The sequence below is a fragment of the Mucilaginibacter gossypiicola genome (genome assembly GCF_900110105.1).
GTDB classification, from domain to species: domain Bacteria; phylum Bacteroidota; class Bacteroidia; order Sphingobacteriales; family Sphingobacteriaceae; genus Mucilaginibacter; species Mucilaginibacter gossypiicola.
Genome location: NZ_FOCL01000004.1, coordinates 144307 through 163917 on the forward strand (window position 1 = coordinate 144307; position 19611 = coordinate 163917).

The following is a 19611-nucleotide window of genomic DNA, read 5'->3' on the forward strand; positions in this document are numbered from 1 at the left end:
ATTAAAGTGTAGTAATAGGTTTTTGGCTTCGTTTTGTGATATAGTATATAATAAGACCCGCAATAAATGCACTGATGCATATTAAAGCGGCCTGCGGATTTTCGATAAAAATGCTGATAGTGACAAACCAATACGTGGTAATAAATATGACAGGGATAAGCGGGTACCACTTCATAATGTATATGCCGGTATTGTTAAGCTGTTTAGTTTTGCGCCGTAAAATGAAGATTGTGATAGCAGCAGTTGAAAGGCCAACAGTATCAAAAAACATCACATAACTTAGTATTGTTTGGAACGAACTGGCAAAAAACAGGATGATAAGCACAGCGCCCACAAAAAAGCTAAGCCCAAACTCCTGTACCTGGGTTTGATTGTTTACGCGCTTAAAGCGGGCGGGTAATATGCCATCTTCGGCCATGGCATAATAAACACGGGGGTTGGCCATGATATTAACGTTCACAAAGGCCAATACGGAGACAAACATGAGCAGCGATACAATTTTATAACCCGCAGCTCCAAATAAAACTCCCGCCAGAGTAGCTGCAAGCGTGGTTTTGTGCTGAAGCCCGCTGATACCTAAAACCGAGTAATAGGCAAAGTTGATAAGCATGTATAATGATATCACGGTAGCTATGCCAAAAAATATAGCCTTGGGGATATTGATTTTCGGGTTTATAATATCGCCTCCAAAATTTATGGTTTGCTGATAACCACCATATGTAAAAAATACGGCTACCAAACTTATTCCGAACGCGCTTATGTTGTTATTATTATGATAAGCGATAACTTCTTTGGCGGCATGTATGTTGCCTTTGAACACCGCGGTGCACAAAATGAGGATCATGCCTATTTTAAAAAGCGTAAGCACATTTTGGGTGCGGGCGCTCATTTTAATGCCCAGGTAATTGATAATATATAAAATAAGCACAGAGGTTATAGTCATGATCTTGATGCCTGTATCGTTTTGCAGGCTTTGGGGCATAATAACCGGATTTATATATTCTGCCCCTATAAGGGCTACGGCAGCAACCGAAGCAGCGTTGCTTATCACCAATACCCAATTGATCATGAAAGCAAAAGCAGGATGGAAGCAATATGAAAAAACTTTGTAGAAACCACCGGTAGTAGGATAGCGGGCGCCAATTTCGGCAAAGGTAAGCGCTCCGCACAGGCTTACTGCCCCTCCAAGCAGCCATGCCCCGAAATATAAAAGAGGTGTACTTGAATTTTTGGCCACTTCGGCAGGTGCCGCAAAAATGCCCATGCCTATCACAAGGCTCACAACAATCATTGAAAGATCAAAACGGTTAAGTTTTGGCGTTATGCTCATGTAGTTTTAAAATGTCAATTAACCAGGGAAACACAAAATCTAAATTTAGCATTAATTCGGTAGTATTTGACGATATAACGGCTTTTATTAAATGCGTCCTCGATAATGATCCTGCTGTAAATTATCTCTGTTTTGAATGTTTTGTAACAAATTGTTATAGAAAAGGCCGAAAATGGAAGCCATACGCTATATTTACCATTCTGGTTTTAAATGTTTTGATTGTAAATTTAAAATATTCGCAGTTAGTAAAATAAACTCGCTTTTTTTAATCCAAAAGAGATAGAAACCTGAATTTTTGATAGAAATATCCCTATTTTAACTGATTACTGATTAAGCATAAAATTGATAGAATTTTTAAGACGGCATACGTACTAAACCTTAACCTGAATTTGAGAAACGATGATGAAAAAAAAGATATCCATTAAGGATATAGCCAAACTTACCGATACCTCGATAACCACTGTTTCATTTGTTTTAAATGGTAAAGGCCGTATTAGCAAGGAGATAAGCAAAAAAATATTAGATGTAGCCCAGAAAAACGGTTATGAACCCAATCGTATGGCTGTTGGTTTGCGTACCGGTGTTTCAAAAGTTATCGGGCTTGTTGTAGAAAGTATTGGCGGCCCTTTTTTTGGAGAGATGGCCAAGGTGATAGAAGAGGAGGCCGAAAAAAGCGGCTACCGCATTATATATTGCAGCACCAACAATAACCTGCAAAAGGGTAAAGACATGATCAGGATGCTAAGCCAGCAATTGGTTGATGGTTATATCATCACGCCAATGAAAGGCCTGGAAAAAGATATTCAAAACCTGGTTGATAATGAAAAGCCGGTAGTGTTGATTGACGGATACTTCCCCGGAACAAGCATTCCACATGTACTGGTTGATAATTTTGCAAGCGCCTACAGTGCAGTTGATTGCTTTGTACGGTCGGGCTATAAAAATATTGGGATGGTAACGGCCGATTTGGGCCTGATTCAGCTTAATGATCGCAGTCTCGGCTATAAGGCGGCGTTAAAGGATCATAAGCTGAAAGACACCACTAAGCAGGTTTTAAAGATCCCGTTTGATATGGATAAAAATGAAGGGGTAGAGGCCGTTAAAGCATTTATTCAAAAACAGAAGCAGATGGATGCCGTTTTCTTTACTACCAATTATCTGGGCACTATGGGGTTACAGGCCATCAAGGATCTTAAACTCCGCATTCCCGAAGATCTTGCCGTAATCAGCTTTGATGATAATGAGGTGTTTAGTCTGTATCCGCCGGGTATTACCACTATACAGCAACCAACTTACGATATAGCAAAATCGGCAATTGATATTTTGATGGCGCAGATCAATACCCATAGGCTTGATGCTTCCAAAATCGATCTCCAGATTCCCTCAAAACTGATTGAACGGGGATCAACGGTATCAAGGGTTTCAGCATAAAAACGAGTTTAGTACTCGTAAGCAAATATTACAAAACAGCTTGGTAAAACGTTTTATTTACTACATTTGAATAATGTATTATCCAGATTGGGTAATAACGCAACAGGGGGGCTCTCTTGTGATTCAAATGCTTCATAGTTCTTTTTTACTAATATTGTTTAATTAATAAAAGCGCCTGTTGTTTGAAGAGCAGCAGGCGTTTATTTTGAATAAGCAAAGCAGAAACTATTAATAATATTACATAACATTGTGTTTTAATGATAAAACGTTTTATCTATATTTGAACGGTTTTACCACTATCACAATCGCAAAAACCAAAACTATTCATGAAACAAATATTTATTTTCTCACTCCTCTTAATTTCCGGTTCACTGGCCGGCGTCAATGCTAACGCACAGGAAGTTTTTAAACAAAAAGGCTACCAGGTAACTTTTATCAATAAAGATGCCGCATTCAGCACCGCTTTGAAAGACAGGCTGATTAAAACCTTTTTTGAAGTATACCCTAAACTGGCAAAGGAGTACAACAAAAAAACATCAAAAAAAGTAACGTTTGTTATTGATACTGCCTATGACGGCGTAGCTGCTACCGGTAATGATACAGTAGTGTTCAGCTCAAAATATATGACCAAACATCCCGGTGATATTGATGTGGTTACGCACGAAGTAATGCACATTGTACAGGCCTATGGCAACAGCGATGGCCCGGGATGGCTTACCGAAGGGATTGCCGATTATGCACGCTTTAAATTTGGCGTTGATAACGCCGGAGCTAAATGGGCTTTGCCGGCATTCAAATCAACCCAAAACTATGATAATGCTTATCGCGTAACTGCCCGCTTTTTGCTTTGGGCAGAGAAAAATGTGAAGCCCGACTTAGTAAAAATACTTGATAAGCAACTGCGCGAACATACTTTTACCAACGATAGCTGGAAAAATCTTACCGGCAAAACAGTAGATGAATTGTGGGCTGCATATGCGGCTAACCCTGCTGTTTAATTTATATATGTAACAAATACAGTTCAATCATATTGGGCGCTGTGTTTTATATAAATTAGCCAACTTATCACAAAAAAGCTAATGGCTGAAATAATAGTAAGGCCGGTGACGATGGATGTTTTCCCGCGCAGCCAGAAGCAATGATATACTAAAAGTACAAATGAAAAGATTTCTTACAGCATTATTAATAGGTTCGGCTGTTTACAGCCAGGCTCAAACCAAAACAGAAAAGCTGGTTGATTATGTTAACCCTATTATAGGTACTCAACGAATGGGGCATACCTATCCGGGGGCTACGGTGCCATTTGGTATGGTACAATTAAGTCCTGAAACGGATACCGCCAGTTATGAAAAAGATGGCCACTATAATCCTGATGTGTACAAATACTGCGCGGGATATCAGTATGACGACAAAACGATAGTTGGCTTTAGCCATACACACTTCAGCGGTACGGGGCACTCAGATTTGGGGGATTTTTTAATTATGCCTACAGTTGGCCAATTGAAACTTAATCCAGGTACTGCAGATAAGCCAGGAAGCGGTTACCGTTCGGCATTTTCGCACCAGAATGAGGTAAGCGGTGCTAATTATTACAAAGTAAAGCTTGATGATAATAACATAACTGCCGAGCTTACCACCACTGCAAGGGTTGGTTTTCATCAGTATACCTTCCCTAAGTCAGATCAGTCGCACATTATCCTCGACCTGATGGCAGGTATTTATAACTACCCTGATAAAAATATATGGACTTACCTCAAGGTAGTTAATGATTCAACCGTTGTTGGCTTCCGTCAAACCAATGGCTGGGCCCGTACCCGTACGCTATATTTCGCTATGAGTTTTTCAAAACCTTTTTATCAGCATGGCTATAAAAAGTATGATAAACGCGAGGTATATGGTGGTTTTTGGGGTAAATTCAATCAAACCAAAAACTTCCCCGAAATTGCAGGCAGGCAGATCCGCAGCTACTTCGACTTTAAAACTGAAGAAGGAGAGAAGATCAAGATCAAATTTGCGATATCTCCTGTAAGCATGGATGGTGCTATGAATAATATGCGTACCGAAGCACCGGGCTGGGATTTTGATAAAGTAAAAAATGACGGTCAGCAGCTTTGGGAAAAAGAACTGCATAAAATTGAGATTGCCGGAAGCAAAGAAACCAAGCTGAATTTCTACACTTCCATCTATCATACCATGATCAACCCTACGTTGTACATGGATGCTGATGGCCAATATAAAGGCCTCGACCAAAATGTGCACAAGGCCGATGGGTTTACCAATTACACTACATTTTCGCTTTGGGATACTTACCGGGCTTTACACCCGCTGTTCAATATCATCGAACCGAAACGTAACGCGGATATGATCCAGTCGATGCTGGCTCATTTTGATCAGAGCCCGGAGCATATGCTGCCGGTATGGTCAAACTCGGGTAACGAAAACTGGTGCATGAGTGGTTACCACAGCGTTGCTGTAATTGCCGATGCCGTAATAAAAGGCAATGTAAATTTTGATGCCAATAAAGCGCTTGATGCCTGCGTTGCTACAGCCCGCCACCGCGATTACGAAGGTATTGGCGAGTATATGGATAAAGGCTACATCCCTGATGGAAAAAGCGGCGTATCAGTGTCTTCAACCCTGGAGTATGCTTTTGACGACTGGGCCATAGCTCAGCTTGCCAAAAAACTAAACAGGAACGACATCTATGAAGAGTTTATCAAACGCTCAGAAAACTATAAAAATGTTTATGACCCTGCTGTTGGTTTCATGCGCCCCAAACTGGCTAACGGTAGCTTCAGGACCAAGTTTGACCCATTGAGCACTATTAATGAAGGTTTTATTGAAGGCAACAGCTGGAACTATACGCTATTTGCGCCTCAGGATCCGGAAAGCCTGATCAAACTGATGGGTGGCAATAAGCGTTTTGTGCGTTATCTTGATTCATTATTTACCATGAACCTGCCCGATAAATATTTTGCCGAAACAGAAGATATTACACGTGATGGTATTATCGGCAACTATGTACATGGTAATGAGCCATCACACCACGTAGCGTACCTGTACAACTGGACGGATAAACCGTGGAAAACGCAGGAGCGCGTGCGTATGATTTTGCCGATGATGTATAAGCCAACCCCTGATGGTTTGGGCGGTAACGATGATACCGGCCAGATGAGCGCCTGGTACATTTTTACCTCGCTTGGTTTTTACCCGGTAGCTCCGGGTTCAGATCAATATTCAACCGGTAGTCCGGCTGTTGACCATGCGGTTATTAATCTGGATAACGGTAAAAAGTTTACCATCAATGTGAAAAATCAAAGCGCAAAAAACGTTTATGTGCAAAAGATGGTATTAAATGGCAAACCGCTTGATAAGTTGTTCATCAGCCATGACGAGATCATGAATGGAGGAGAGATTACTTTTTATATGAGCTCGAAGCATAAATAGAGATTGATTACGGATTTCGAATTTTCGATTTCGGAGTTAAAAAAGGGCTTTCCGTATTGGAAGGTCCTTTTTGTTTGAAAATGAAAAAATCGAAGCGGTGCACATTTATCTACCTGTAATGATAAAAAATGCCCCTGTCAAACGGTGTCCATACGCAGGCAGTTTGGCCGCATGATTTTAGCGCGTTATTAGCCCAGGTGTTACAGGTATAAAACATATTGTACTTGCGTTTGGCCTCGTAAAAGGCATCATTTTTATCATAGTTGGCATTCGTTTTTATGTTGATGATGTTGCCCGCGGCATCTCTTTTAAAACTGTCATCCACAAAAGTTATCAATCGCTTATACTGTTCATTACTGATAATTATTTTTTTGCAGTCGTTGCTTTCAGGCATGCTTTGATAATAAGTAGCATGAATGGCAGACGTGCTTAATGCAAAGGCTGCTTTAACGGCAGTGCTGAATTTTAAGTCGGCCCAGGTGGGCGTACTGAGGTAGAAACCTTTATCGCCCCAGCCTATAGCCAAATATTTACCCGTGGTATCCCGGCTTACAGTGTTTTCATAGCTGATCTCCCTGCTCCAATCAGTAACGGTATTTTTTACCGGAACCACGATATCTGTATGATCGCCATTGGTTAATATATAGATGGCTACATCATTTGAGGTTTCTGCCTCTTTTTTAACACTCCAGATGGAAAACAGGAAAGCCGAGAGTAGATAGAGCAGCACAAATGCCACTAAGCCCAGCACGGTTCTTAAAATTACTTTAGCAATTTTTTTAATGGTTTTCATAATTAAGGTTTTTAGGTTTGGTTTACCTTAATTAATACCGGAATTAGCAGAAGGTGACCCTACGTACAGATTAGCCCTTTTATCGAAAGCTAAGAATCCTAATCACCATAAAATTCAGCTCTTATTTGCAATAAAATAGCTTCTGCCTTTTGCAGGTCCGGTTTGTTGGGCAGGGCAGAGGTTCTATATAGTTCATTGAAGTGCTCCATTTTTTCGTCAACCATTTTCATTAACTCATCAAACTCAAACTCTCCATTGCGGATCTTTAATAGAAAATCTCTGTCGGGCCGGTTCACAATTACCTGTCCGTATTGCGCTATCTCTCCGGCCATATTAAGCAGGCGAAAAGTGTGCATCATGTTTTTAGCGTCGTAGCTTTTTCCATGCGATAGCGTGCTTTGATACCGGGCCTCATTTCGCTTAGTTTCCCATTCGCGGTACTCTTTGTATTCTTTACAATAAACCGAATAGCCATCCTTGTTAAAATTCATCACCGCCAGGTGCTCCATGTTTTTAGGTATAGAGCTGAGCTGCACATCATCTGCGTCGGCACCTGATACTATTCCTCTGAAGAATGTTCCGGTGTTTAATTGTTTTTGGTGATATAGCAGATATCCGTCCCTGAAATGATCAAGGCTTACAAGGCCGCATTGCTGCTGTTCAAAATTATTCTCCCGAAGCCAGTCTTTTAATGGAATACTGCCATTATTATGGATCACATAGCAAAAATCCAGCACCGATTTCCGCTCTTCATCCATCGGCTTATTGATCTTTTTGTTTAAACCGCGGGCCTTTTTTATCTGCGAATGTGCGTAGCCTGCAAAAGTGTCCAGGCAAAGTTTTGATAAAAAATCTTCCGGTTTTATCAACTCCATCAGCGGGTGGCGATACTTAACAAACTGCCCGGGCGTACTTAAAAGCTCCAGTATATTTGGATTGTTTTTGATAAGCAGTTCAAGAAAACGCCTGATCTCAAAATACACCTCATCATTTGTGTTATTGGCAACCTGATCTGTTTGTGTAAAGCCATAAAGCTGCTTTTGAGGCATGATAAAGATGCCTTTTTTATCCGTATCAGAGCCTTTAACGTTGAGATTATAAGCAGTGCTCCCGCTGATACAATCAAGCAGGAGCAGTTGCGGGTTTTGTTGCAGATGATCAAAGGTCATTATAGTATGTGTTTTCTGAACAATTGGTTCAATTCGTCTGGTTGCTTTTTTTCGGATGGAAGGAATGGTATCCGCTCTTTGCAATAAGTGAGCGTATCCTGCAGCCATGCCTGTAGCAGCGGTACTGGTTTTATCAGTGTCTTTTCATCGGCTGTTTGCTTTTGGACAAGTAAACCATCTACAGCATCCTGGAAACTTAGGTCGGTTACTAAATTCCTTAATTTACTAAACTCCATTGGCGGCACTGCTTTAAGGTCAACTATCCAAAGGCAGGCCAGTGCTGATCTTAGTGCATAAAAGTAGCGTTTCAGTTTAACTTCGCCTCCCTGCAGATCGTCCTGTAAGGTATTAAAAACCAATGACGAATAGTGGTTAGCTGAAGCCCTTGGTGAAAAATATTCCGGCATGATGTTTCTTATCTCAGTCGCAAAGTCATTTTCTTCCCGGTAAACTATGGGCGATTGTATCCATTCGAACAATGATATGTTTGATTTAAGGAACAGCTTCAGCGCTTTGCGTATGTCCCAGCCGCGTATATCAAGTACATCATTTATAGGCAGATCGATAAAATCGGGACTATCTGTTATGCCGAGGTAATAGTTTACCGGGCGGGCGTATATAAAACGCACATCGAAGTCGCTATCGGGCGAGGCAAAGCCCCAGGCCCGGCTTCCCGATTCGCAGGCATAAAGTATTTTTATGTTTTCGGACTGCTCCAGTTCAAGCAGTTTTTGTTGTATAGTTTCAGTCATTGTTTTTAATGTTAAAAATTAAAAATGTAAGAGCAACTGGCAGCAGGTGGATTTCAGGATTCGAACCTGTCTTCATGTATTGCTACATGTTTCAACCAACGAAGTAACACCCGCTTACGGCATCTTTCATTATCTTTTCCCGAAGGAAAAAATGTTTTGTTTAAAAAATCAGCGAATAAAGAGCAATAAACAGTAAGCGTTGTGATTTTGCGTGACAGGCGAAGTAACGCTTGCTAACGGCATCTTTATTTCTGATTGCAACAGGTTTAGGTATAAGAAACTTTAACAAACAACAAGTTAAAGGCAAAAGCTAACAAGTGGTTCAGTCGTCCCATGCTCTAAACTTAATTTCTGAGCTACCTTAGCTTGTGGCTAAAGGCCGGATTTTTACCGGCGACCCTGGGGTTAAAAAGCGAAGTAATACTTGTTTACGGCACTTTAACCTGTTGTTCATTTAAAAAATAAGGGCTACTGTCAATATGCGCACAGCAAAGCTGTTTCTGCTCTACCCAAACTGAGCTATTCCAGATTACTCTGGAAGCCGGGCTCGAACCGGCGACCCGAAGTAGCGCATATCTACGGCACCTTATTTATTTTCAATATTTAAAAAGAAGGGTAATAGGCAATAAGTGCTTGCTTACTCTGCGTTTTAACCATCTTAACTACCCTTACGGGGCCGGACTCGAACCGACGCCTCAGTTTTGGAAATCGAAGTAACACTTATAAACGACACCTTCCTTATAAAGAGCAACAAGCTGCCTGCGTGAATTTTCATTTTGAGCGAAGTAACGCCAGGCAAACGGCATCTTTATTTCTTTAAGTGCGGGGATGTTAGTCTCCCCGCACGTTGTTATAAATCTATATTGTTAATAATGTTCAGCGCCGAGCTTCCGTTTTCAATTGCCGCTAACACATCGAAAACTTTATCACTCCAGCCTGCTATTAAGTACACATCGTTTTGTAATAGCTGCAATGGTGTCTGGCCATAGCCCGCCAAATCAAACAGGTACAGTTTTGCCTTTGGTGCAATAGTGTTCTTATATTGTACCCACAGGGTCTGGATCTCGTCCGTGCTCTTGTTACTGTTCCATAACTGGCAATCGGTAAACAGCATTACCTTATCCATTTGTACGCGGCGGTCAAGCAGGTCTTTGATCACCAGGTAACCATTAGTTGAGTAACCTACTTCACCTTCGCGGCGGTAAAACTCCTGCACGTTGCCTAAAATGTTACCGCGTGGTACCGTTATGGTTTTCCAAAAGTTACCAAACATACCCACCTGCACATTATTACAGCGCGATTGCAGCAACATAGCCAGCATCAGGCCGATATCGTACAGCAACACCTTTGATTTTGCCGATATGGATTTCTGCATGGAACCGGATACGTCGCAGGCCAGCAACACCCGGGTATTTTCATCAAATCCCCTGATGTTAGCTGCACTTGCCTGTACCGCTTTTTCCAATGCATCCAGCAGTTCGCCGGTGTAACCTTTGTTACCTGTTATGACTGCTTTGGCTGCCCGTGCAATATTCTGCACCGCCGATGCAGGTGTTATCAACTCGCGGTAAGCCGCCAGGTAACGAAATGGGAACTGTCTGGCTTTTGCTACCTGTTCGCCATCGGCTAATGTTGCGCACACTTTTTTAAAACGTGCATAGCTTACGCCTGCTTCCTGTATATTGCGCAGGTTACGCAGTAGGGCCATGTAACCTATTTTACCACTGTCGATCAGTTCTTCCCATTTGGCGCGGAAAGCTATTGCTTTAGCTTCGGCGCTGTCAAAATTCAGCTGACCAAGGGCCGAGAGTTCTGTTTCCCAGGTGTAGGGCGTTTGCAATTCGTTCGCGGCTATCTTGTTAAAGATCAGCTGCTGCAAATCATCTTTAGCCCGTGGATGTACCAGAAACAAAGCATCGCGCATTTTAATAGCACCGTCGCGGTTATATTTGGCAAACTGGTATTCGTCAAAGCGGTTAAACGCCTGTGATAAACCTTTTTGCATTTGTTTTGATAAGCGGTTGAGCCTTTTAGTGCCCTGGCGCTGGTTCAGTGTTTCGTAGCAAGCCAGTAACTCGGTGATCTCATCGGCACGACCGATAACCCCGTCGGTAACCCGGGCAACCAGATCGTTGCCCGAGTGCAGCTTAGCCAATTCGGTAACCAAAACCAGTGGTACCGAACGCATATACATTTTGGTACGTGCATAAACCGCCAGTTTACCTACAAATACCGGGTTGCAGTTAACTATTAAGTTGCGCAGGCGCTCCATACGTGCCTGGTCTTTTTCATAAAAGGTGTCGTTTAAGCTCCAGGTAACTACCGTGGTGTACAATTCCATTTCGGCACTCATGGTAAAGGCTTTTGCACCTTCATGATTTGTCGTTTTGGTTTTTACTTTGCTTAACAGGTTGAATTTCATTTTGAACCTCCTTTATTTCGTTTTGTTGATACAAAGGTTAGAGGCCACTGCGCAGTGTATTTGCGCAGTGGAAATTATTTTTTATTTTTTTTCTGAACCTTGATTCATAGGATTAAAGGATGGACTTGATGCTTTAATGATTTGGAGAAATTCGGAAGCTTAAATGTTACTATAGAGTTCTACTCAAGTAATCCTTTAATCCTACGAATCAAGGTTCAAATAATTGCTGAAAAATATTTTCATAATTATTTTTTAATTTAAATATTGTTTGTATAATTGCATCATGAAAACAACAATATGTATACAGTGCCCATCACCCATACTGATTTATCAGAGGAGATAGCTATGTATATATAGTAAGTATATAACAACATTAAAAAATCCTCTTAGATAAAAACTAAGGGGATTTTTTGCTTTACAGGGTAGTATATCAATTGGTCAGATTACCACATTTGGGATGTGGAGGCTCCCGGTTCGAGTCCGGGTTACCCTACTGATTTACAGCTGGAAATATAGCTCAATGGTAAGAGCAGCACCCTTATACGGTGTCGGTTAAAGGTTCAAGTCCTTTTATTTCCACAATATGGCCGGTTGCCCGAGTGGTTCAAGGGAGTCCTCTGCAAAAGGAATGTTCGCAAGTTCGAATCTTGTACCGGCCTCTCTTTTTTGGGTGACGTAATTGTATTTGCGTCTGTATCTATTTTCTATGATTCCATCCCCGAATCATGGCTGGTAAAATATTTTATTTATTATTTAATAAGTATTGTTTTGGTATTTTTGTGGTTTGCTGTGTAATTAAGTGCCTCGATGTATCTGTAATAAAGTAAACCCGCGGTTGGCTAACAGTTTTCACTGCTTTTCTTCGATTATAGTGTAACGATAGGAAGTATTTTATGTAAATAATTATAAATTAATGATTTACTGTTTTTATTTGGATTTATTCTAAATAAGGTATTTCTTTGTACATGAATTTTCATCGATTACTTCTATGAATCCCTTGTTTGAAATAAAAGTATTGCATTTTTTTACCGGCGTAAGCTGTTTATTCTGCTCCCTGCTTTTTTCTGGTTCAACAAATGAAACCCCTGTCAACCTAAATCAACCCGGTGCTCGTCGCCAAACTTTATACCGGGCAGCAATTAACCGATCCTTTAATCTTTTTACTTATTAAAATGGATAAGCCCCAACGCTACAGTTTTACCTATTTCAGTTTATTTATAACGATTGATAAAATGTGTTAGTGGGTAATGAGAGGAAAATCAGGTGAGGTATCGCCTGAAAATTAAAAAAGCCCCGGTGCTTGGTCGCCAAACTTCACACCGGGTAAATGTTAACCGATCCTTTAATCTAATTAATCATTCTAAACAAAACTATGAATTCTTCCCGACTATGCAGTCAAACTTTTAACGCTAAACAACATCAAGAAAATAATTTCTACACTACTTTAAAATGGCTGGGATGCCTTGTGCTCCTGCTGGTTAATGGCATTGCCGGTGCACAAACTCCGCATGGTACTATTAAAGGCAAGGTTATAACATCAGACGGTCAGCCTGGCGAATTTGTAAACATCGCCCTTAAAGGCGCAAACAAAGGCACGCATGTAAACGCTAACGGTACCTACGCCATCAATAATATCAATCCCGGTACTTATACACTGGTAGCCAGCTACATTGGCCTCAATACACAAACCCAAACAGTTGAGGTTAAAGCCGGCGAAACTACGGAAGTAAACTTTACCCTTACCGAAAACAACCAGCAGCTGCAGGAAGTGGTGGTAACATCGGGCAAAAAGATAAATAAGTTTAACCGCCAGCAAAGTGATGATGTGGCTAAGCTCCCGCTTAAAAACCTCGAAAACCCGCAGGTTTACAACGTTGTAACCAGCGAATTGCTTAAAGATCAACTTAACGTAAACATATCTCAGGCGTTATCAAATGTGCCGGGTGCGGTACCGTCCATTGATCCGGCAGGTGGTACCAGTATCACGTTAAGGGGTTTTACTGCCGAAATAGCCGCCCGCAATGGTATTCAGTTTATTGCAGCCGGTCGCTCATCTGTTGATCCGGTAAATGTTGATCACTTTGAAGTGTTGAAAGGCCCCTCAGCTACGCTGTTTGGTAACACTGTATCATCATACGGCGGTGCTATTAACATGGTTACCAAAAAACCTACGGAGGAAACCAAAGGCGAGATAACTTATTCGGCCGGTAGCTGGGGACTGAACAGGGTAACAGCCGATATCAATACCCCGCTTAATAAAGAGAAAACGGCTCTGTTCCGTGTTAATGCCGCCGTTAACAAACAGCAAAGCTATTTAGTGAGTGGTCATAACAACACTTTTACTGTGGATCCGAGCATGCTATATAAAGTTAACGACCGTTTGACATTATCTGCCGACCTGGAAATTTACCACGAGGACCTTACCCGTGTACCTTATATGCGGTATACAGGATTAAATATTACCAACATCAATCAAAACCCCTTAGATTATCGAACCTCGCTTTACAGCGACGGGATTAACGCGGTTACTAATACCTTCCGTTCATACTTTGAGGCTAAGTACAAGATCAACCATAACTGGACCTCGCAAACCAATATTTCGGTAAATAATGAAAAAGTTGCCAAAAGCTACCAGGCATATCCTACCTTCATCAGCCCCACACTAATTGAACGTGGCATCTCATTGTTTGGCCCTATAACCACTATTAATACTGATGTACAGCACAATTTGAAAGGCGATTTCAAGATCGGTAAAATTCGCAACCGCCTGGTATGGGGACTTGATTATATTCACACTAAAAGCGACTTTACCTATGCCAGTGCAACTATCGATACTATTGATATTACTAAAGCGTACGGGCCGGTTACACAGCCGCTGGCTGATAAAGCTATTCACAACGGGTTTACCGGATTGTATCCATCGGAATTTAACCAGTACGCCACATATGCGTCAGATTTGATCAATATCACCGACCGGTTAATGACCCTGGTAAGTTTACGTGTTGACAGGTACCAGCTAAAAGGCAGTGACGGCTACAGCCAAACCTCACTAACACCTAAATTAGGTTTAATATACCAACCGGTAAAAGACCAGGTATCCATCTTTGGTAATTATATGAGCGGTTTTACCAACAATGGCCCTATCGTACAGCCCGATGGTACGCGCGTGGTTTTAAAACCGGAACATGCCTACCAATGGGAAGGCGGCGTTAAAGTAAGCACAGCTAATAATAGGCTTTCGGCAACGGTGAGCTATTACAATATTGATGTACGTGATGCTTTACGTTACGATAACGCCAACTTTACCTACCAGGATGGCAAACAAAAAAGTAACGGGGTTGAGGTTAGCATTGTTGCCAATCCTGTGGAAGGGCTTAATTTATTGGCTGGCTATGTTTACAATAAAAACCAATACATCCGCGCTACATCAGGCGATGGTAAGGATGTAACCGGTACGCCAAGAAATGTGGCTAACTTTTGGGGAAGCTATAAATTTCAGCCCGGAACTATACTGCAGGATTTTGGCTTTGGTGTAGGCGGCAACTATGCTCAAAAAAGCTATTATGACCTGGATAACACCATCGTAATACCATCATTTGTATTGGTTAACGCCACTGTATTTTATGAACAGCCTAAATGGAGGTTAGGGATTGCTGCCAATAATATCGGCAATAAAAAATACTGGTCACCGTCGTTTACGGCCAATCCGCAGCCTTTGCGTCAGTTGATCGCTTCGGCTTCGTTTAAATTTTAATCCTTATCACATGCCGGTTGGAGGTAAAACGCTGACCGGCATTTTTTATATAAAGAATATTAATATTTGATTGCACCTGCTATGCATGATCTTATCAACGAAATAAAGTTACGCCCTATATCCCAGGTTATTTTAAAATATCTGATGGATCATCGGGAACCGGTGGATGCCGAAACCATTTGGCTGGATGTGAAGGCTAATGGGGCTCCATTTAGTATAGGATCCATTTATGGGCACTTAAAGCGGATGGAAGATGCGGGTATTATTGCCAAAGTGCCAAAAGTGAACAGGAAAGCCTTGTACCAATACATATCATCGGAACAATAAGAACAAAGGATATGGAAAGTACGATATCTCTTTGTTCGAAACTATTATATGCAATTATTCAATACAGTAATTGTTATGCGTTTGGTTGCCCTAAAATGAGCGATCTTGAAAGTATAATTGTTGTTGAATTTTACTCGCTGTCTTCATTCTTGATTCCTTTTAGCAGCGCATAAATAGCCATGGCATGCCCATGCCCCAATTCAAAATCGATCTTAAGCCAATTAGTTATGTCCCCGGCTTTGGCGAGCAATTCGCCATTTTTTGTAAAACCTTTCTCCTCGGCTAATTGCCTAAACTCGGCCGGGCCTTTGCCTGTTTTTTCTTTTATTGTTTTTAAATATCCCTGGAACGACATGGTTGAGGTGTTTTAGGTAAAATCAAATGTATTCAAAAATTACGCCCCTTTTTTGCCCTTCACAAAATCGAGGATTTTTTTAGTTTCTTCGGGATAAATACCAATATAGTGGCTCCTTACCATGTAAGGCACTTTCATCTTGCTCTGTGCCGATTCAAGCCTGATCACATTTGATGCCTTGTTGGGCATATGGCAGTCAATGCAGTACGTTTTAATAGCGTTACCCATTTGCGGTGCCAGTTTGCAGAAGTTGTGATTGGCTTCGCTATGACAGCTCATGCATTTTTGTGCATAGGTTGCCATGCTTTGCGATAGGCTTACATGCGGATTATGGCAGTTGCCGCAATCCATTTTACTCATGGTGTAGCATTTACTGGCAATGAGCAGGTCGTATTGGTTGCCATGAACATCGGGCATATTGCTGCCGGGCGTAACGCGTGGCTGTGTGCGGTCTTTTAGCAGGGTATCGCCCATTTCAAACTCAAATGACGAGCGCTGAGGGATGTTTTTATTGCCCGAATGGCAAACGGCACAGGCATCCATTTTTTGCGTGCGCGACAGGGAGGCATACGTAGCAATGTATTTGGCCTTTTTATCGTCCGGGTTATCGGTGTGGTAATTAACGTGATTGGCAGCAGGCCCATGGCAGCGCTCACAGTCGATTCCATAAATAAGAGTCGATTTTTCAAAACCGAAATCTCCGGCCTGGAGAGGGGCTTCTTTTACGTACGAACTGTGACATTCCAAACACCTGCGTAAAATAGGACGACCGAAATTCATATGATCGGGCAAATAGCCGGGGCTATTTGCCCAGTTATGAATAGCTGCAAAGTAGGATACCGGCAGTTCGTACAACATTTTGCCTTTCCAGTACATATAAGTCTGCGCTTTTCCGTTGCCTATGGCAACATCAAATGGTTCAGCTTCCGTTTCCTTTCCGTTGATGTATCCTACCTGGTACAGGCTATCTTTGCGTTTCTCCATTACTATTCGCTGCCCCATACCAAACTCAAACGTGTTTGAGTCTTTAGCAAAGCTGCCCCTGATATTATGGATGTTGGCTAATTGTGATGTTTGAAAATGCGCGGTATGCAGAAACGAGTTGTAAACATCGCTGTGGCATTTTTTACAACTTTCGGATCCGACATAAATTTCGCCACGAGGATCAGCTGAAGTTGATGTATAGCATTGGGTTAAAATAAAACTAAAAGGTACAAGAGCGGTAAGAACTAAAAAAAGATATCTTTTTTTGAGCATTGTTTACGGTTATATTGCTGGTTATAAACTGGTTTTGAATTTGGGTTAACCCCGGAAAATCCAATTCCAATTTAGTTCAATATTTATATAAAACAAATGCTAAAACGGGCAGTAGAGGTGATGTAGGGGAGGGGGATTGCGGAATTGAGAGTTTTGATTTCGGATTTGATGGATGGCTTAGAATAAGACTTACGAAGCTTTTAAAACTTCGTAAGTCTGCATATCCTCAATTATTTACTGATAAACGGTTTATGCACGATTGTGGCCTTATTCATGGTTTGCTGGATTTTGTACAAGCGGGTAGCCATCTCAAAACGCTCTTTATAGCTTCGTTTTAATGCTTCTTTCAAAAGTTCAATCTCAGTTTCGCTGAGTGTTTGTTTGCTTTTATCCATATCGCGACTAATCAAATTTATGAAAAATAAGCTGTAGGGTGAAATCTGAAAAACCTGTTAATAGGCCAGAGCCTTAAAACTTAGTGAGGCCGAAAATGCAAACTTAAATCTGCGAATAAACTGTTGGCACCAGCATGGTCGATGTTATTTTACTAACCAATAAAGCGTCGGCATACTCGGGCATGGCGCTTATTTTTTTCCATTCCGGGTCGCTGCCGAAAGCTTTCCAATGGGCGCTTTTGGCCTCAAGGTCATCAAAGGTGATCATGTAAGTTAGATTAGGCCTTTGCGGGCCGATCACCGTTTCGCCCCAAAAAACAGGTTTGAAGCCAAGGCGTTTAAATACATCTATTTCGCCTTCATCATTAAACATTTCTATTTTCTTTTTGCCCGCCGCTTCGGTGGCACTTTGATATTGCCTCAGCTCAAAAATTCGTGTTTTGTTTTCGGGTGCTTCGAGGTGTGGCATATGTACAAATGCTTTTAACAATGAGCTTTCAATGCGTTCGTAAGCCGGTGCAGCGGCTGGAGCGTTGAGGTAGGCAGCTCCTTTTGCCTGCAATTTAGTATCGCTGTCAAAACTTTCGGTCACCGTGCTGAAATGGTTAAGGCTGTTAAACGGTATTAATACAAAAAGCCTGGTTTGGGCATCGGGTTTAAATTCGTTAAATACGCCCACATGTTTTACACCTAAGTTATTAAGTGCCGGTATAGCTATATCTTTCCAATAACCCTCAACTATCTTTTGCTGTTCAACGTTTTTAAGGCTATATACCCTTAGTTCATAATATTCAGCGGTTTTGGGGGCGGGTTCGGTAGCTTTGCTCATAGCAGGTAAAACAGTTGCGGTTACGCCGGTTAACAGAGTTGATTTAACAAAGGAACGCCTTTTCATAGTAGGTTTGATTGTTTGGCTAAGATAAGTTTTTAGTTAAGAATGCGATAACCTGTTTATGGTTTTCGGATACAGGCGCATCATCTGAATGTAATACAACTGCAACTGATTTTGGCCGGGTTGCAAATTTCTCTAATTTGGCCATCATGCTTTTTGCAGATCATCTTTTACTATGAGCCAGCTATTATTACCAGCCTCCTGCTTTGACTTTATGAGGCAACTTAAACAAAACAATAACCGCGAGTGGTTTGCACAAAATAAAGAAACATATCAGCAACAGCTTGAACTGGTGGAGGTGTTCGCTGGCGGGTTATTGAATTTGATGAATACGCATGACGTTATTGAAACACCGAATGCAAAAAAGGCCTTGCACCGCATTTATCGCGACATCCGTTTTTCGAAGGATAAAACGCCTTTTAAAACTAACTGGAGCGGCAATTTTACGCGGGCGGGGAAGCATCGCCGAGGCGGCTATTATTTTCATCTGGAACCAGGTAATACCTTTATAGGAGGCGGCTTTTGGGCACCCAACAACCCGGACCTGAAGCGCATTCGTGACGATATCGCTTTTGACGCATCGCCCTTACAAAAAATCATAAGCAGCACGGAGTTTAAAACAACTTTTGGTGTGTTGGAAGGCGAACAGCTAAAAACTGCGCCGAAAGGTTACGCTGCAGATCATGAAGCGATAGAACTGCTACGCTATAAGCAGTTTTTGGTGAGGAAACATTTTACAGATGCTGAAGCTTTAAAGCCGGATTTCGTGAACCGGGCTTCTGATACATTTAAAGCTATGCGTCCGTTTTTTGATTATATGAGTGATGTGCTCACTGCAAACGTAAACGGAGAGGAAGATTAATTGAATATTTTTTGATACGATTTATTCATGCCCTGTTGAGCCATCATTAGCCTCGGTAATTTTGCTGAGGTTGTAATGCATCTGTCCGTTATGCTCCTCGCCTTTAAGTAACCCTTTGTTGTATAAATTAGCCAGCGTAGCTTTAACCAGTGCAGTAACCTGCTCATCAACAATGCCTGGTTGCAATATTTCCATTTCTTTTAATATATTATCTACAGAACCCTGCCCAATTTGTGCCAGGGCATAAATTGCTTTGTTTTGCTGAGTATCCTGAGGATCAAAATGTGAGGGAATGTGCAATGGTTTGTATTCTTCCCTAAATTCTTCGTCGCTTAATGTCATTGTAATGCAGCTTATTGCATGTTAAACAAATGTTATTAAAGTTTGTGTGATAATTTTAGCTAAATCCTGAAACAATAAACGCG

Annotated in this window: 16 protein-coding genes and 3 tRNA genes; 9 read left to right on the forward strand and 10 right to left on the reverse strand. The window is 41.5% G+C overall.

The genetic code is table 11. The features are described from left to right. Window position 1: 1 nt before the first annotated feature. Window positions 2–1330: an APC family permease gene (locus BMX50_RS14275; RefSeq protein ID WP_091211222.1), complete on the reverse strand. Its 1329-nt coding sequence runs from the start codon at window positions 1328–1330 to the stop codon at window positions 2–4. Between the two features lie 399 nt (window positions 1331–1729). Between BMX50_RS14275 and BMX50_RS14285 the strand changes: the two genes are divergently transcribed. The 3 genes from BMX50_RS14285 (at window position 1730) to BMX50_RS14295 (ending at window position 6208) form a co-directional block, all read left to right on the forward strand. Continuing rightward, complete coding sequence (locus BMX50_RS14285; protein WP_244280997.1) at window positions 1730–2761, forward strand: LacI family DNA-binding transcriptional regulator; 1032 nt, start codon at window positions 1730–1732, stop codon at window positions 2759–2761. A 326-nt stretch (window positions 2762–3087) separates the two neighbouring features. Continuing rightward, entirely contained in the window at window positions 3088–3759 is a 672-nt protein-coding gene (locus tag BMX50_RS14290) for a basic secretory protein-like protein (protein WP_091211225.1), read from the forward strand. 160 nt (window positions 3760–3919) lie between these two features. Next, window positions 3920–6208, forward strand: a complete 2289-nt coding sequence (locus BMX50_RS14295; RefSeq protein ID WP_091211832.1) for a GH92 family glycosyl hydrolase — start codon at window positions 3920–3922, stop codon at window positions 6206–6208. Between the two features lie 109 nt (window positions 6209–6317). Here the strand turns inward: BMX50_RS14295 and BMX50_RS14300 are convergent, their stop codons facing one another. The 4 genes from BMX50_RS14300 to BMX50_RS14315 form a co-directional block, all read right to left on the reverse strand. After that, entirely contained in the window at window positions 6318–7001 is a 684-nt protein-coding gene (locus BMX50_RS14300; RefSeq protein WP_208864712.1) for a TIGR02117 family protein, read from the reverse strand. A 98-nt stretch (window positions 7002–7099) separates the two neighbouring features. Beyond that, window positions 7100–8170, reverse strand: coding sequence for a DNA polymerase beta superfamily protein (locus tag BMX50_RS14305; protein WP_091211226.1), 1071 nt, complete (start codon window positions 8168–8170; stop codon window positions 7100–7102). Continuing rightward, window positions 8170–8922 carry a nucleotidyltransferase domain-containing protein gene (locus BMX50_RS14310; RefSeq protein ID WP_091211227.1) on the reverse strand — a complete coding sequence of 251 codons (753 nt, stop codon included), beginning with the start codon at window positions 8920–8922 and terminating at the stop codon, window positions 8170–8172. The genes BMX50_RS14305 and BMX50_RS14310 overlap by 1 nt, the downstream gene beginning before the upstream one ends. An 850-nt stretch (window positions 8923–9772) precedes the next feature. After that, window positions 9773–11344, reverse strand: coding sequence for a TROVE domain-containing protein (locus tag BMX50_RS14315; RefSeq protein WP_091211228.1), 1572 nt, complete (start codon window positions 11342–11344; stop codon window positions 9773–9775). 419 nt (window positions 11345–11763) lie between these two features. Between BMX50_RS14315 and BMX50_RS14320 the strand changes: the two genes are divergently transcribed. The 5 genes from BMX50_RS14320 to BMX50_RS14340 all read left to right on the forward strand — a co-directional run bounded on the left by BMX50_RS14320 (window position 11764) and on the right by BMX50_RS14340 (window position 15425). Next, window positions 11764–11837: transfer RNA gene (locus BMX50_RS14320), tRNA-Pro, on the forward strand. A gap of 13 nt (window positions 11838–11850) precedes the next feature. Next, a tRNA-Ile gene (locus tag BMX50_RS14325) sits at window positions 11851–11923 on the forward strand. 6 nt (window positions 11924–11929) lie between these two features. Continuing rightward, window positions 11930–12003 (forward strand) — tRNA-Cys (locus BMX50_RS14330). 713 nt (window positions 12004–12716) lie between these two features. After that, the gene (locus BMX50_RS14335; RefSeq protein WP_091211229.1) at window positions 12717–15098 is read left to right on the forward strand and encodes a TonB-dependent receptor; all 2382 of its coding nucleotides are present in this window, start codon (window positions 12717–12719) and stop codon (window positions 15096–15098) included. An 81-nt stretch (window positions 15099–15179) separates the two neighbouring features. After that, complete coding sequence (locus BMX50_RS14340) at window positions 15180–15425, forward strand: helix-turn-helix domain-containing protein (RefSeq protein WP_091211230.1); 246 nt, start codon at window positions 15180–15182, stop codon at window positions 15423–15425. Window positions 15426–15555: 130 nt separating this feature from the next. On the opposite strand, the gene BMX50_RS14345 is transcribed toward BMX50_RS14340, so the two are convergent. The 4 genes from BMX50_RS14345 to BMX50_RS14355 form a co-directional block, all read right to left on the reverse strand. Next, window positions 15556–15780 (reverse strand): DUF4287 domain-containing protein, encoded by a 225-nt coding sequence (locus BMX50_RS14345; protein ID WP_091211231.1) that lies wholly within the window; start codon window positions 15778–15780, stop codon window positions 15556–15558. Between the two features lie 39 nt (window positions 15781–15819). Then, on the reverse strand, window positions 15820–17037 hold the full coding sequence (locus BMX50_RS14350; RefSeq protein ID WP_091211232.1) for a multiheme c-type cytochrome: 1218 nt from the start codon (window positions 17035–17037) through the stop codon (window positions 15820–15822). Between the two features lie 230 nt (window positions 17038–17267). After that, window positions 17268–17432, reverse strand: a complete 165-nt coding sequence (locus BMX50_RS34515; protein WP_167667922.1) for a hypothetical protein — start codon at window positions 17430–17432, stop codon at window positions 17268–17270. 103 nt (window positions 17433–17535) lie between these two features. After that, on the reverse strand, window positions 17536–18327 hold the full coding sequence (locus tag BMX50_RS14355) for an NIPSNAP family protein (RefSeq protein ID WP_091211233.1): 792 nt from the start codon (window positions 18325–18327) through the stop codon (window positions 17536–17538). A gap of 172 nt (window positions 18328–18499) precedes the next feature. Between BMX50_RS14355 and BMX50_RS14360 the strand changes: the two genes are divergently transcribed. Beyond that, window positions 18500–19186 carry a DUF2461 domain-containing protein gene (locus BMX50_RS14360; RefSeq protein ID WP_091211234.1) on the forward strand — a complete coding sequence of 229 codons (687 nt, stop codon included), beginning with the start codon at window positions 18500–18502 and terminating at the stop codon, window positions 19184–19186. A gap of 21 nt (window positions 19187–19207) precedes the next feature. Here BMX50_RS14360 and BMX50_RS14365 read toward each other — a convergent pair whose 3' ends face one another. After that, entirely contained in the window at window positions 19208–19528 is a 321-nt protein-coding gene (locus BMX50_RS14365; RefSeq protein WP_091211235.1) for a hypothetical protein, read from the reverse strand. Window positions 19529–19611: the final 83 nt, after the last annotated feature.

Bases quoted from the DNA above. Each gene is read 5' to 3' on its own strand.
- BMX50_RS14275 (WP_091211222.1), bottom strand. From the start codon at position 1,330: ATGAGCATAACGCCAAAACTTAACCGTTTTGATCTTTCAATGATTGTT.
- BMX50_RS14285 (WP_244280997.1), top strand. From the start codon at position 1,730: ATGATGAAAAAAAAGATATCCATTAAGGATATAGCCAAACTTACCGAT.
- BMX50_RS14290 (WP_091211225.1), top strand. From the start codon at position 3,088: ATGAAACAAATATTTATTTTCTCACTCCTCTTAATTTCCGGTTCACTG.
- BMX50_RS14295 (WP_091211832.1), top strand. From the start codon at position 3,920: ATGAAAAGATTTCTTACAGCATTATTAATAGGTTCGGCTGTTTACAGC.
- BMX50_RS14300 (WP_208864712.1), bottom strand. From the start codon at position 7,001: ATGAAAACCATTAAAAAAATTGCTAAAGTAATTTTAAGAACCGTGCTG.
- BMX50_RS14305 (WP_091211226.1), bottom strand. From the start codon at position 8,170: ATGACCTTTGATCATCTGCAACAAAACCCGCAACTGCTCCTGCTTGAT.
- BMX50_RS14310 (WP_091211227.1), bottom strand. From the start codon at position 8,922: ATGACTGAAACTATACAACAAAAACTGCTTGAACTGGAGCAGTCCGAA.
- BMX50_RS14315 (WP_091211228.1), bottom strand. From the start codon at position 11,344: ATGAAATTCAACCTGTTAAGCAAAGTAAAAACCAAAACGACAAATCAT.
- BMX50_RS14335 (WP_091211229.1), top strand. From the start codon at position 12,717: ATGAATTCTTCCCGACTATGCAGTCAAACTTTTAACGCTAAACAACAT.
- BMX50_RS14340 (WP_091211230.1), top strand. From the start codon at position 15,180: ATGCATGATCTTATCAACGAAATAAAGTTACGCCCTATATCCCAGGTT.
- BMX50_RS14345 (WP_091211231.1), bottom strand. From the start codon at position 15,780: ATGTCGTTCCAGGGATATTTAAAAACAATAAAAGAAAAAACAGGCAAA.
- BMX50_RS14350 (WP_091211232.1), bottom strand. From the start codon at position 17,037: ATGCTCAAAAAAAGATATCTTTTTTTAGTTCTTACCGCTCTTGTACCT.
- BMX50_RS34515 (WP_167667922.1), bottom strand. From the start codon at position 17,432: ATGGATAAAAGCAAACAAACACTCAGCGAAACTGAGATTGAACTTTTG.
- BMX50_RS14355 (WP_091211233.1), bottom strand. From the start codon at position 18,327: ATGAAAAGGCGTTCCTTTGTTAAATCAACTCTGTTAACCGGCGTAACC.
- BMX50_RS14360 (WP_091211234.1), top strand. From the start codon at position 18,500: ATGAGCCAGCTATTATTACCAGCCTCCTGCTTTGACTTTATGAGGCAA.
- BMX50_RS14365 (WP_091211235.1), bottom strand. From the start codon at position 19,528: ATGACATTAAGCGACGAAGAATTTAGGGAAGAATACAAACCATTGCAC.